The 13441-nt window shown below is 72.6% G+C and carries 13 protein-coding genes; 8 read left to right on the forward strand and 5 right to left on the reverse strand.

The features are described from left to right. The 3 genes from BU204_RS40325 to BU204_RS30585 all read left to right on the forward strand — a co-directional run. Nucleotides 1–208, forward strand: a 208-nt coding sequence (locus BU204_RS40325; protein WP_233160770.1) for a DUF6187 family protein, incomplete at its 5' end; no start/stop codon positions are given. Continuing rightward, nucleotides 196–738 carry a carboxymuconolactone decarboxylase family protein gene (locus tag BU204_RS30580; RefSeq protein WP_075129263.1) on the forward strand — a complete coding sequence of 181 codons (543 nt, stop codon included), beginning with the start codon at nt 196–198 and terminating at the stop codon, nt 736–738. The genes BU204_RS40325 and BU204_RS30580, both read left to right, overlap by 13 nt. Nucleotides 739–846: 108 nt before the next feature. After that, the gene (locus tag BU204_RS30585; RefSeq protein WP_075129264.1) at nt 847–1878 is read left to right on the forward strand and encodes a carboxymuconolactone decarboxylase family protein; all 1032 of its coding nucleotides are present in this window, start codon (nt 847–849) and stop codon (nt 1876–1878) included. Here BU204_RS30585 and BU204_RS30590 read toward each other — a convergent pair. From BU204_RS30590 to BU204_RS30605, 4 genes are all read right to left on the reverse strand, one after another. Beyond that, nucleotides 1868–2671, reverse strand: a complete 804-nt coding sequence (locus tag BU204_RS30590; protein WP_083661782.1) for an AfsR/SARP family transcriptional regulator — start codon at nt 2669–2671, stop codon at nt 1868–1870. The genes BU204_RS30585 and BU204_RS30590 overlap by 11 nt on opposite strands. Nucleotides 2672–2944: 273 nt before the next feature. Then, a complete protein-coding gene (locus tag BU204_RS30595) occupies nt 2945–3142 on the reverse strand; it encodes a MerR family transcriptional regulator (RefSeq protein WP_075129265.1) in 198 nt (65 codons plus the stop codon). Further along, nucleotides 3139–3807 (reverse strand): hypothetical protein, encoded by a 669-nt coding sequence (locus tag BU204_RS30600; protein ID WP_075129266.1) that lies wholly within the window; start codon nt 3805–3807, stop codon nt 3139–3141. The genes BU204_RS30595 and BU204_RS30600 overlap by 4 nt, the downstream gene beginning before the upstream one ends. A gap of 5 nt (nt 3808–3812) precedes the next feature. Next, nucleotides 3813–4748, reverse strand: coding sequence for a hypothetical protein (locus BU204_RS30605; protein ID WP_075129267.1), 936 nt, complete (start codon nt 4746–4748; stop codon nt 3813–3815). Nucleotides 4749–4945: 197 nt separating this feature from the next. Between BU204_RS30605 and BU204_RS40330 the strand changes: the two genes are divergently transcribed. Next, nucleotides 4946–5095: a hypothetical protein gene (locus BU204_RS40330; RefSeq protein WP_158073533.1), complete on the forward strand. Its 150-nt coding sequence runs from the start codon at nt 4946–4948 to the stop codon at nt 5093–5095. Nucleotides 5096–5126: 31 nt separating this feature from the next. Here BU204_RS40330 and BU204_RS30610 read toward each other — a convergent pair whose 3' ends face one another. Beyond that, nucleotides 5127–8294: an AfsR/SARP family transcriptional regulator gene (locus BU204_RS30610; protein ID WP_143229872.1), complete on the reverse strand. Its 3168-nt coding sequence runs from the start codon at nt 8292–8294 to the stop codon at nt 5127–5129. Between the two features lie 353 nt (nt 8295–8647). On the opposite strand from BU204_RS30610, the gene BU204_RS30615 reads away from it, so the two are divergent. The 4 genes from BU204_RS30615 (at nt 8648) to BU204_RS30630 (ending at nt 13432) form a co-directional block, all read left to right on the forward strand. After that, entirely contained in the window at nt 8648–9451 is an 804-nt protein-coding gene (locus tag BU204_RS30615) for a winged helix-turn-helix transcriptional regulator (protein ID WP_233160772.1), read from the forward strand. A 221-nt stretch (nt 9452–9672) separates the two neighbouring features. Continuing rightward, entirely contained in the window at nt 9673–10251 is a 579-nt protein-coding gene (locus BU204_RS30620; protein ID WP_198943047.1) for a hypothetical protein, read from the forward strand. A 3-nt stretch (nt 10252–10254) separates the two neighbouring features. After that, a complete protein-coding gene (locus BU204_RS42040) occupies nt 10255–11694 on the forward strand; it encodes a DUF6239 family natural product biosynthesis protein (RefSeq protein ID WP_075129269.1) in 1440 nt (479 codons plus the stop codon). A gap of 139 nt (nt 11695–11833) precedes the next feature. Beyond that, complete coding sequence (locus BU204_RS30630; RefSeq protein WP_075129270.1) at nt 11834–13432, forward strand: phytoene desaturase family protein; 1599 nt, start codon at nt 11834–11836, stop codon at nt 13430–13432. The last annotated feature ends 9 nt before the right edge of the window (nt 13433–13441 follow it).

The raw sequence follows: 13441 nt of genomic DNA on the forward strand, positions 1-13441 counted from the left end.
CCGGCCCGCGCTGGCCGCGGCCGACGCCGGCGGGGGAACCCGGTCGGCGGCGCTGCGCCAGCAGTGGTCGGCGGCGGAGCGGGTGGTGGCGGCCGCCGAGCGGCGAACCGGCCCGGCAGGTCACGCGGAACGGGTGTACCTGACCGTGTGTTGGTTGCGGCGCAACGAGATCGATCGAGCGGCGGAGGACGAGGCGTGTCGTATCTGAGCTCCCTACCCGAGGACGCGGTGCTGACCGACGTGTTCCGGGCGTTCCCCGAGACCTCCCGTCCGCTGCTGGACTACCACGAGGTCGTGATGCGCGGCCCGTCGCCGTTCACCCCCGGCGAGCGCGAGCTGATCGCCGCCTACGTCTCCGGCCTGAACGCCTGCGACTACTGCCACGGGGTGCACACGGTCACCGCGCAGGCCTGCGGGATCGCCGAGGGCGCCGTGCCCGCGGCCGTCGCGGACCTCGACGCCGCGCCGGTCGACGAGCGGATGCGGCCGGTCCTGCGCTACGTCGCCAGGCTCACCCGCGACCCGGCGGGGCTCACCCAGGCCGACGCGGACGCGGTGTTCGCCGCCGGGTGGGACGAGCTGGCGCTGCACCACGCCGTGATGGTGTGCGCGCTGTTCAACTTCATGAACCGGATGGTCGAGGGCCACGGCATCCGGGCCGGCGCCGACTACTACGCGATGTCCGGCCGCCGCCTGGAGCAGGTCGGGTACGCGGGGCTCGCCCGGCTGCTGGAGTGATCCTCGTCGGGTGGCCGAGCGGCTCGACGCGCGCACTCTGCGAGAACACCGCCTCTCGCCGTCGCCCTACGGTTGGGGCACGACATCGCCACGAGGCAGGGAGTGCGCATGGCCGGCAGGGTGATCCGCACCGCGCTGCGGTCCTCGCTCAACCAGGTTCGGTACGTCACCCCGGTGCACCCCCGCGCCGCCGAAGGGCTGACCGCGCGGGTGTACCGGCAGCTTGAACGCCGCTTCGGCATGCTGGCCCCGCCGGTCGCGCTGCACTCGCCGGCGCCGGGCGCCCTCGCCGCGGCGTGGACGGTGTTGAGCGAGTCGCTGGTGGTCACCACCACGGTGAGCCGGGCGGCCAAGGAGGCCGTCGCGACGGGCGTGTCGGCCGCCAACACCTGCCCGTACTGCGTCGAGGTGCACACCGCGACCCTGGGTGGGTTGGTGAGCGGGGTCGCCGCCGAGCAGGGGGACCTGGCCGCCCTGTCCCGGTGGGCCCGGGAGAGCACCACCCGTGCCGGTGCGGCCGCGGGGCCGCGCCCGTTCGCCCAGAGCGACGCCCCCCAGCTGATCGGCGTCGCGGTGGCGTTCCAGTACCTGAACCGCGTGGTGAACGTGTTCCTCGGCGAGTCGCCGCTGCCGCCCCGGGTACCGCGCGCGGCTCGGGGCCGCGCCGCCGCGTTCGTCGGGCGGGTCATGCGCGGACCGGCGCTACGCGGTGGGCGTGCCGGCGAGGCGCTCGCGCTCCTGCCGCCCGCCGATCCGCCCGCCGACCTCGGCTGGGCCGCGGCGGATCCGCGCATCGCCGACGCGTTCGCGCGGGCCGTGGCCGCCGTCGACGCGACCGACGCGGTGCCGCCCGCCGTCCGTGAGCTCGTCGTGGCCGAGGTCCGCGACTGGGACGGCACGCCACCCGGGCTCTCCCGGTCGTGGGTGGAGGACCTCGTGGAGGTGGTCCCCGCGCCCGACCGCCCGGCCGCGCGGCTCGCGCTGCTCGTCGCCAAGGCGTCCTACCAGGTCGACGCCGACCTGGTCGCGGCCTACCGCGCCGGCCACCCGGCGGACGCCGACCTCGTCGAGCTCGTCTCCTGGGCGGCGTTGACCGCCGCCCGCACCAGCCCTCATGCGCGGGTCCAGTTCAGCTGTTGACGACGAAGTTCGGGTCGTCGACGACCGACTGGCCGGACAGGATCGCGTGGTGCAGATGACGCACACGGGCGGAGGGCTCCACGCCCAGCTGCTCGACCATGGTCGCCCGCAGCCGCAGGAAGACCTCGAGTGCCTGGCTGTGCCGGCCGGCGCGGCACAGGGCGATCATGTGCTGGACGCAGAAGTTCTCCATCATCGGGTGGCGCGCGCACAGCATGGCCAGCTCGCCGAGCAGCTGGTGGTGGCGCCCGAGCCGGAGGTCGGCCTCGATGCGCAGGTGCAGGTCGCCCAGGCGGTTCTCCTCCAGTCGCATGGCCTCGATGGCCAGCTGGGGCCCGGTTTGCACGTCGGTCAGGGCCGGGCCGTGCCACAGGTTCAGCGCCGAGCCGAGCATCCTGGAGGCCGTCTCGTGGTCGCCCTCGTTGACCGCCTGGCGCCCCGTCGCCGACAGGCGGTCGTAGCGGACCGCGTCCACGCAGTCGGGATCGACGTTGAGCAGGTACCCGCAGCGGCGGGTGATCAGGATGTCCTTCGAGTCCACCTCGCCCTGGTTGGCGAGGGCGTGCTGCAGCTTGCGTCGTAACTTCAGGATGTAGGTATGGAGGGTGGGCACGCCGCTGCGCGGAGGCCGGTAGTCCCAGACCTCCTCGGTCAGCGCGTCCATCGTGACGACCTGACCGGCGTTCAACGCGAGCATCGCCAGCATCTGGCTGGGCTTGCTGGCGCTCGGCACGACCGAGACTCCGCCGACGGAGACCTCGAGGGGTCCGAGAACCTTGATCTCGATACGCATGGTGGATTCCGTTCCTCGAAGGTGGGGGATGCGACGAGGCCCACCCGACGTGGGGTGGGCCTCGGTTCTCCTCCGCTGCCTCGCAACTGAATTCGGGCAGGCGAGTGGTAAGAAAAGCGTGACAGTTCTTCGTATCTATGTCAAGCGTTCTTCGAGAACATGTCGAGGTTGCTCCAGCTCTGCGTCAGGAATTATGCCAGGAATTATCGACGGCACATGCCGAAAGCGCGGACGGGGTCCGCGCCAGGCGTGAGGACGGGTATTCCTCGGTGTTTATTCCACCGTTTTCCTGCGGCCGTCGACGACCAGCGACCGCAGCTCGTCGAGGTCGTACTCGGCGCGCCCGGGACGCCCGTAGCGGGTCAGCTTGCCCCGGCTCGCCCACTTGCGGACGGTCGCCTCGGTGACGCCGGCGGCGAGGGCCGCGAGCTGGGTGGGGACCGTGCGGCGGGGTCCGGTCGCGGACCTCATTCCGAGCCCTCCGTCCGTGCCGGTGCCTCCGGCCGCCACAGCGACAGCCAGCTCTCCGGTGCCCACTCGTGGCCGTTCTCGCAGCTCACGCCGAACGGGCTCGCGTTGTCCCGCTCGGTCTCGGCATAGACGACCAGCTCGCACCCCGCGATGGAGCACTCGCCGACGACCTTGCGAATCGCGGTTCCGGAGTGGCGCAGTGCCTCGGTGGCCGCCGCGCTCAGCTCGTCCAGCTCGTCGGCCAGCTCGGGTGCGGCCGGGTGCCTGGTCAGCCAGTGCAGGTGGACGGCCAGGAAACCGGTCAGCCGGCGCACGGCCAGCTCGCCGGGCCCCGGGACGCCGCGCTCCGCGGTCACCAGCGCGCACCAGGAGGCGAGGACCCCGAGGATGTCCGCGCGGGCGGTCAACGCGGCCTCGTGCAGGACGATCCCGTCCGGCCGGTGCCCGCTGACCCGCTCGCGCAGCCCGCCGGAGCGGGGGGCGAGCGCGTAGGCGCAGTTCTCGTACAGTTCGGGCAGCTCGATGAGCGTGTCCTCCAGGCTCTCGCGGCAACCGCCGCAGAGCCGCATGCCGGGTACCGCCGGTACCGGTGCCTCGGCGTCGTCGTGCCGCCGGCTGCCGCAGGTCGGCGGGTTGGCGCGGTCGCGGGCTCCGAGCTCGGACATGTCGCTTACTTCCCGTTCGTGTGGATCGGGCTGCCCAGACCACTGCGCTGGGCTGCCTGGTAGATGCGGACGGCGAGCCGCGGGTTGAGCTCCCACACCCCCAGCAGCTCCACCAGCACGACCGCGTCCGCCTGCCGGTCCGCCGCGTCCCGGCCGGTCAGCAGCTGGCCCAGGTCGGCGGCGATCCGAGGGGCGTGGTGGGCGGCGAGGGCCGCCCGGTGCGCCGCGACCACGTAGCGGTGACCGTTGGTCGAGAGCAGGGCCAGGTCGTCGACGACGACCTGGTCCGCGCGGTCGACCAGCGTGGCCGGGAGGTCGCGGCCGGTCGCGTTGATCAGCACCGCACCCCTGGCCAGCCGGCCGAGCCGCAGCTCGGCGAGGTCGGCCCGGGGCGTGTCGCCGGCGACGAGGACGAGGTTGGCGCCGAAGACCGCGTCGCTGGCGGTGTCGACCACCGACAGCCCGATCCCGCTGAGCTGGAGCTGGTCGAGCAGCTCGGGCTCGAGCTGGGTGGTCCGGGCGATGCCGGTCAGGCACAGCGCGACGTGGCTGATGTCCGGTACGTGCCGGGCGATGACGGACAGCTGCGGCTGCGAGGGGCCTGGCGTCCCCACGACCGCCACCGTGATCCCACCAGGGACCAGCAGCGCGCGGGCCGCCAGCGCGGCGAGCGCCGCCGAGCCGGCCAGGCGCAGGCTCTCCGCGGGGACCAGGCAGGTCTCGGTACCGGGCGGGTGCTCGAGCACCACGAGGTCGACGACCTGCGCGTCCGCCGGTCGGGGACCGGTCCACGGCAGGAGCGCGCCCAGCGGACGGGAGTGGTGGTCGACGCGGGCGACGGTCCGCCCGATCAGGTCCTCGGCCAGCACGGAGACGGCGTCGATCGCGTCCAGTGCACGCCACACCTCGTCGGTGTGGAGCCGAAGGATCGTCTCCGTCATCCCTGCCCCCATCTCGCCTGCGCGGGCCATGGGGGCAACTGTCACGCAACCGGCTACCGGGGGCCTATCGGCGCGCTATCGCCGGCCAATAGCGGCCGATAAGGCCGCCGAGGGTCAAACGAAGGCGGGCCGTCGTTGACTCGTTCTCAACCGGTATTACCCGCAATAAACCAAACGAAACCTCGGAGGCCCGAACCATGTCTGCTATTCGCAAGATCACCGTTTCCGTCGCCGGTCTGTTCATCGGAATCGTGGGTGTCGTCGTTACCGTTCCGGCCGCGAACTCGGTCGCCGACTGCAGCTGGGACCAGCCCGCCTGCTCGGCCGGGACCAACTCGATGGACTGAACGGATTGGCCGTGAATTCCGAATACCGCGCTCAGCCGGGACCGCGATCGTCGCTCCCGGCCGAGTTGCTTGCCAGCGGTGTTCTGCGGTCCCGCTCCAGCTCGGCCCGCAGTCGGGCCGCCTCGGCCGAACCGACGTTGTCCAGCAGGCGTACGGCCTGCTCGACGTCCCGGCCGGCCCGGCCGGCGTCGCCGCGGCCCTGGGCGATGTCGGCACGCAGGATGAGCGCCTTCGCGTGCCAGACCGTCGAGCCGAGCTCGGCGAACGTCGCCACCGCGGCGTCGATGTGGTCGGCACCGGCCGTCGCCCTGCCCCGGGCAAGGGCGATCTCGCCCAGGGCGTAGTGCGCCCTGCCCTCCACCATCCGCTGCCCCGCTCTCGTCGCGACCGACAGGGCGTGCTGCAGGGTGATCTCGGCGTTGTCCAGCCGACCCGTGCGCTGGCGGACCACGCCCAGCCGGTAGAGCGCGTGCGCCTCGCCGATGTGGTCGCCGATGTCGCGGACGATCAGCAGGACCCGGTTGAGCGCCTGATGGGCCTCCTCCACCCGGTCGGTCGAGAGGTGGAGCTCGGCGAAGCGGTTGAGCACCTGCGCCTCGCCGCGCAGGTAGGTGGCCTCGCGGCAGCGCTCCAGCGCGGCGGTCAGCAGCTCGTGCGCCTGCTCGGCGTTCCCCTCGTCGATCCGCGCCTGGGCCAGGTTCTGCAGGACGTGGGCCTCGCCGATCCGGTCGCCCACCGCACGCATCCGGTCCAGCGCGCCCCGGTACTTGGCCAGCATCTCCTCGTCCCGGTTGCGCAACCGGTCCACGGTGCCCGCGTTGCGCAGCACGAGGGCGCTGCCGTGCACGTCGCCGACCCCCTCGAAGGCCGCGAGGGCGCGCTCGAAGTACTCCCCGGCCTCCACCAGGCGCTTCTGGGCCATGTGCATCGTGCCCAGCGAGTAGAGCATCGCGGCACGACCGCGCTCGTTGCCCGCCTGCTCGCAGGCGCCCAGTGCCCGCCTGGTGGTCTCGCGCCAGTCGTCGAAGTGGCCCTTGACCTCGAACAGGGTGACCAGGGTGAGCGCGAGGTCCCAGCAGAACTCGGTCATCCGGTGGTCGGCGGCCAGATGGACGGCGGCGACCAGCGAGCGGCGCTCGGTCTCCAGCCAGTCCATCGGGTCCTCGATCTCGTCGAGCTCGCCGGCGGCCCGCCAGCGCGGCGCGGAGCCGTGCAGTGTCGTGTAGTGCCCGCCGTACTCCTTGTAGTGCGCCCGTTCCGCGCCGGCGAGCCACGCGCCGAGCAGCCGGGTGACCGCGGCGGTCTGGTCGGCCGCCGGCTCCTCGGCCTGCAGCCGCTCGGTCGCGTAGACCCGGATCAGGTCGTGGAACCGGTAGCGCAGGCTTTCGTCGGGGTACTGCACGGCGTCCAGCAGCTGCGCCTCCACCAGGCTCTCCATCACCTCGGCGGCGTCGAACTCGTCCATGTCGAGCAGCGCGGCGGAGGTCCACGGCCGGAAGTCGGGCGCGCTGACCAGGGCGAACCGACGGAACAGGCGCGACTCGAGGGGGGAGAGCGTGTGGTAGCTGAGGTCGATGCTGGAACGCAGGGCAAGCCCTCGATAGGACAGCTCGTCCAACCGGTGCACCGAGTCGCGCAGCCGCGCGACCAGCACGTCCAGCCGCCAGTGCGGCCGCGAGGCCAGGCGGGCGCCGGCGATTCGGATGGCCAGTGGCAGGCCGCCGCACAGCGTGATCAGCTCGACGGCGGCCTCACGCTCCTGCTCGAGGCGCTGCGAGCCGATGATCTTGGTGAGCATCTCCAGCGAGGCGTCGACGTCCAGGACGTCGATGAACACGGCGTAGGCGCCGGGCAGCCCGCTCAGCGGAGCCCGGCTGGTCACGATCACCGCGCAGCCCTGCCCTGCGGGCAGCAGCGGGATGACCTCGTCCTCGTCGCTCACGCCGTCCAGCACGACGAGCACCCGCTTGTTGGCCATCCGGCTGCGGTACAGGTCGGCCCGTTCCTCGTCGTCGTGCGGGAGCGCCGACCCCTCGACCCCCAGCGCGCGCAGGAACCGGCCGAGCATCCCGCGTACCCGGTTCTCCCCGGCCGATGCCTCGAGATCACCGTAGAGGTGCCCGTCCGGGTAGACCTCACGCAGCTCGTGGGCCGCCCGCAGGGCGAGGGTGGACTTGCCGACCCCACCCTTGCCGGAGATCGCGACGATGCGCGTGCCGAAGTGGTTCGACTCCTCCTCGTACTCGCCGAGCGCGCGCTTGATCTCCTCCAGCTGCGCCTGCCGGCCGGTGAAGTCGGCGATGCTCGCGGGCAGCCGGCGCGGCACGGCCGACTGCGGCTCGTTGGTGGGGGTCCCGCCGCCGGTGGCGGCCGGAGCCGCCGCGTCGGCGACGCTCGGTGTCGTCGTCGGCGTCGTGGGGGAGGTCGGGGCGGTGGGCGCCGAGGAGCCGAGGTCGAGCTCCGGGTCGCGGTTGAGGATGGCGCCCTCCAGCTGACGCACGCTGGGCCCCGGCTCGATGCCCAGCTCCTCGACCAGGGTGCTGCGCGCCCGCCGGTGGACCTCGAGGGCCTCGGCCTGGCGGCCCGAGCGGTAGAGCGCGAGCATCAGCAGCTCGTACAGCTGCTCGCGCAGGGGGTGCTCCTCGACCAGCGCGATGAGCTCGCCGACGATCTCCTCGTGCCGGCCCAGCGCCAGGTCGAGCCGGAGCCGCTCCATGGTGGCGGCCACCCGCTCGTCCTCGAGCTTGGCGGCCTCCCGCTGGAGCAGGTCGCTGTTCAGCCCGGCCAGGGCCGGTCCGCGCCACAGGCCGAGCGCCGCCCGCAGCGCCGCGACGGCCTCGGAGAGCCGGTCGGCGTTGACGAGCTGGCGGGCCGAGGCGACGAGCCTGGTGAACTGCGCCGAGTCGAGCTCGGTCTCCGGGATCTCCAGCAGGTAGCCGGGAGCGCGGGTGTGGATCCGGAGCGGGCCGTCCGAGTCCCCGATGACCCGGCGCAGCGCGGAGATGCAGATCTGGATCTGGGCGCGCGCGGTGGTCGGCGGCGAGGTGTTCCACACCGCGTCGATCAGGTGGTCCGTCGGGGTGACCCGGTTGGCGTTGAGGGCGAGCATCGCGAGCACGATTCGCTGGCGCGCACCTCCCAGGTCGCGCTCACGTCCGTCGGCCGACAACTCCAGTGGGCCGAGTAGTCGCAAGGCCAATTGCTCTCCCCCGTCGTGGGCCGTTCATCGCCTGTTCGGGAGCTTCCCGACCTTCCGACGCGGACCACACCTCTGACGGCACCTCTTCACGTTCACTTTGGTTATTCCGGCGTTGCCGAGTCTCTCATACCCCGACCTCATTCCGGCGGGAATGCTGCGAACGGAGGATAGAAGATGCGCAGCCGGCGGTTCGGCCCGGCCGTCGTGGAGTCGTCGGGCGCGAAGCATCCCCGGAGATGCGGCGGTGTGGGCCACCGGCAGACCATGGAGCCATGAGGCCGATCCTCACCGCGTGACGTGCGGTAGCACGTACCCGCCGATGCCGTAGTTGGCCGAGCAGAATGGACGCTGGAATGACTGAGCCCACGTGGAAGGTCGTCATGGACGAGGACGGTGTGACGATCTCGGGTGACCGGTTTCGGCTCACGACGAACGGGTCCGATCCGGGCCGCCTTGATTCCGTGATCTCCGAGCTGCTGAAGGTCACTCGCTCGAGCTACGGGCAGTATTGCGGTCTTTCCCGGGCCATCGAAATGGTGGGCGAACGCTGGGGCCTGCTTATTGTCCGCGACCTTTTGGTAAGTGCCAAGACGAGGGCCGAGCTGCACCAGGGACTGCCGCGCATCTCGACGGCCCTGCTGTCCATGCGGCTCAAGGAGATGACCTACAGCGGTATCGTGCGCACGGTCGGCCCGCGTGCCGGGCAGGCGCAGGAACGCTACGAGCTGACCGAGTACGGCCGCGCGCTCGAGGACGTGGTGCTGGCGCTCGGCCGGTGGGGGGCGATGGCGCTGGCCGCGCCCCGGCCCGAGGACGTCATCACAGAGGACTCGCTGGTCGTCGCGCTCCGCGCGACGTTCCTGCCCGAACGGGCGGTTGACGTGTCCGCGGGCTACGAGCTGCACGTCGGGTCGCTGGTCGTGCATGTCCGGGTCGACGACGGACGCGTCGCTGTCGCCCCGGGACCGCTGTCCGGTGCCGACGCGGTGATCGACGCGGGGCCGCTGTTCAAGTCGCTGCTGACCGGTGACGTGACGGCCGCCGAGGCGCTTGCCAGCGGGCGGGTCTCCGTTGCCGGCGCGCCCGACGCACTCGACCGCTTCGTGTCGATGTTCCAGCTGCCCCGGCTGCCCGTGCCGGTGCTACCCGGGACCTGACTGTCCTTTGGACTACCGAGAGCAGTGTGCGCGCCGGGAGAATCCTCCGGTCGGCGCTGTGACCGGTCACCGCCAGCTGAGAGCATCGACCAGGACGCCCTGCGCTGGCCAGGGCGCGTCCGCACAGTCCCGGTCGATGGGCTTCGTCATCCGGCGAGCTGGACGCGAAGACCGCGATCGAGGGCCGTGCGGACGTGCCCTCGCGACACCGAGGAGTGGTGATGACCGCTGTACGGCCGGTGGGAACGACGACGAAGCGCTGGACCGGACCCGACGGGCTGCTGAACACCCGCCACCACAAGGCGGCGCTGATGGTGTTCCTGTTCGTGGTGGTCGCCCACTGGGTGGAGCACCTGGCCCAGGCCTACCAGATCTACGTGCTCGGCTGGCCCCGGCCACAGGCCGGCGGTGCGCTCGGCCTCGTCTTCCCCGCACTGGTCACCTCGGAGTGGCTGCACTACGGGTTCGCCGTGGTGATGCTCGTGGCGTTCGTGATGCTCCGGCACGGTTTCGTCGGGCGCTCCAGGACGTGGTGGAACATCGCGATGTGGATCCAGGTGTGGCACCACTTCGAGCATCTGCTGTTGCTGCTGCAGGCGGTCACCGGCGCGAACCTGATGGGCAAGGCCGCGCCGACCAGCATCGCCCAGCTCGTGTTCCCGCGCGTCGAGCTGCACCTGTTCTACAACGCGATCGTCTTCGCACCCATGGTGGTCGCGATGGTCCTGCACCTGCGGCCCCGACCGGAGGAGCGCGCGCTGATGCGGTGCTCGTGCACGCCGCGTCCGGCGGCCGCCTGAGCCATGGCCCTCCTGCTGGCCGCCGGCGGGGAGCACGGCCACCTCGAGCTGGGGGTGAGCATGGGGCCGCTCGTCCTGCGGGTGGCACTGCTCGCCGCGGTACCGGTGGTGGCCGGCTTCGTGCTGCTGCGCGGGTTCCTCGCCGAACCGAGCCGCTCCACCACCGCCGGCGTGGTCGGCGCCGGTTGCGCGGCGGCGACGCTTCAGCTGTTGCTGGCCGGCGGGCTGGCCCTGCCCGAGCAGGTGGTGCCGCTGCTGCTCGCCGCGCTCGCCGCCCCGCTGTACCTGGCCCTGTCCCGCGAACCGCGGTTCGCGCCCGCTGTCGCCCGGGTGCGGCGGTTCGCCCCGTGGGTGTTCCTGCCGCTGGCCGCGCTCGCGGCGGTTCCCCTGTTCGGCGCCTGGTTCGGGGCCACCGGTCCTGAACGGACGTTGACCCTGTTGCACACCGGGGTGCTGCTCTGCCTGGTCGCCCTCGGGTGGTTCGTGGTCGCCCGGCCGCGCGGCCGGTGGCAGGGGGCGGGCCTGCGCACGGGGGCGGCGGTGCTCGCCACGGCTCTGGTGGCCGGGGTCGCCCAGGCGAGTGTGCTGCGGCCGGAGGAACCGGTACCGGGGGTGGCGAGGTCGGCGGCGGTGGAGGTGGGCGGCCGGCGGGTCGAGGTGCTCGTGGTGCCCAACCTGCCCGGCTGGAACCTCGTGCACGTCGCCGCGCCGGACGCCGAGGTGGGCGCGGCGCGGACCGACCTGCGCCCGGCCACGGAACGCGCCGGCACGACCGGCGGCTGGCGTGCGGTGGAGCTGCCGGCGGGGCGGGCCGAGCTGTGGGTGCGGTACCGGGGCGGCGTCGCCTCTCTCGCCACCGACACCGGCACCGGCACCGAGACCGGCCCGGTCGAGCCACCGGACGGGCCGGAGTGTGCGAGCGCCCTGCTCGGTGCCGTGCTCGCCACCGGCGGGCCGGTGGCCTCACCGCGCTGTCCCTCCCAGGCGTTGGACCCCCGCGACCTCGCGACGCTGCGCCACACCGTCGACACCCTCGCCGCCGAGGGACATTGGCGTCTCGCCGTGGCCGCCGACGCCAGCCCGCGGGGGACCGCCGCCGCACGGGCCGTCCGTTCCGCGGCGGACCGGCACGGCCTCGCCGTCGTGCCGGCGGGTGCGGGAGACGCGCCCCTGCTGGTCGTGGCCGGTTGGGACGCCGCGGCGCGGGTGAGCGCCGGGCCGGCGACCTACCTCGCGCCGTGGCTGTTCACCGAGCCGGTCGCGAGCGGCGGCGGGGCGCGGTACGCGCTGGGGTTCGACCCGGACGGTGCCTCGTTCCGTCGCTACGTCAGCGAGTTGGGTGAGGACTACCCGCGGGCCTCCCCGTCGGCCGGCGGGTACCGGGCCTGGCTCGCGGGGCGGCTCGAGCGGGAGAGCACCGAGCCGCGGCTGCTGCCCCGGTAGGGCGCAGCGACGCGGTCCACGCGAGCGCAACCGGGAAGATGCGTGCCGGTTCCCGCCGGTAAGACGATGTGTCCGCGGACGTCCTCCTCCGCGCGGCTGCGGTGCAGCCGAGGAACCTCTGGAACGGAGACCCTCGATCGTGCACGAAGCCCAGGGAGAAGAGACCTACGACGCGCTCGTCGTCGGCGCGGGGCACAACGGCCTGGTGTGTGCCGCCTACCTCGCCCAGGCCGGCCACCGGGTCGCCGTCGTCGAGCGGCGGGACAAGGTCGGCGGCGCGTGCGTCACCGACGAGCTGTTTCCCGGCTACCGGTTCTCCACCGCCAGCCTGGTGACGACCCTGTTCCGGCAGGAGATCATCGACGACCTCAGCCTGGCCAAGCACGGCCTGGAGATCATCCCGCGCGACCCGTCGGTGACCGCGTTGTTCCCGGACGGCCGGACGATGACGCTCAGCGCCGACCCGGCGGCCTCGGCCGCCGAGATCGCCCGCTTCTCCGCCCGCGACGCCGCGAGCTACACCGACTACGGCGACACCATGCGCCGCATCGCGCGGATCGTCGAGCGGTACTTCGTCGGCGAGGCGCGCACGCCGCTGTTCGACGACATCCCCGCGCTGAAGGCCGCGCTGCGCGACACGGTGGACCTGCCCGACGCCGATCTCGCCCGGCTCGTCACCGCCCTGTTCGGCAGCGCCCGCGGCCTGCTCGACGAGTGGTTCGAGTCCGACGAGCTCAAGGTGACGCTGTGCACCGACGGCACGGTCGGCTTCGACGCCGGACCGTCGATGCCGGGTACGGCCTACCTCATGCTGTACCACCAGCTGGGCTCGACCGAGGCGGGCCGTCCGTCCTGGGGCCAGGTCAAGGGCGGCATGGGCGGCATCACCCAGGCGCTGGCGGCGGTGTGCGCCGAGTACGGCGCGGACGTGCTGACCGGCGTCCCGGTGAGCCGGATCAGCGTCGGCCCCGAGGGCGCGGACGGCGTCGAGCTCGCCGACGGACGAGCCCTGCGCGCCAGGGTGGTGGTCTCCGCGGCGGACCCGAAGACGACCTTCTTACGCCTGCTCGACCCCGGCGCGGTCCCCGCGGCCTACCGCGGCGCGGTCCTCGGCCGGGACTACGAGGGTGTAGCCGCGAAGATCCACCTCGCGCTGGACCGCCTGCCCGGGGTGCGCGGCTTCACCGGCTGGGGGCCGCACTACCGGGGCACCCTGCAGATCCTGCCGAGCATGGACCACCTCGATCTCGTCCACGCCGAGGCCAGGCAGGGGCGCCCGCCGGCACGGCCGCACGTCGAGTGCACGATCCCGAGCATCCTCGACCCCGACCTCGCCCCACCGGGCAAGCACGTGATGAGCATGTACGTGCAGTACGTGCCGTACACCCTGGTCGGCACGACCTGGGACGACCTGCGCGAGTCCTTCGCGGACGATGTTATGTCCTATGTGGAGCCTTATCTGCCGGGCCTGGGAGACGCCGTGACCGCACGGCGGGTCTACACCCCGCTGGACCTCGAGCGCGAGCTCGGCCTGCCCGGCGGGAACCTGTACCACGGTGCGATGTCGCCGCTGGACCTGTTCGCCGGTCGCCCGGTCCCAGGCTACGCCGACTACCACACGCCGGTGCCGGGCCTGTACCTCTGTGCGGCGGGGACCCGCCCCGGAGGTGGGGTGTTCGGAGTGCCCGGCCGCAACGCGAGCGACGTGGTTCGCCGCCACCTGGAGGGATCGACGTGATGTCGGGGG

The organism is Actinophytocola xanthii, assembly GCF_001921205.1.
GTDB classification, from domain to species: domain Bacteria; phylum Actinomycetota; class Actinomycetes; order Mycobacteriales; family Pseudonocardiaceae; genus Actinophytocola; species Actinophytocola xanthii.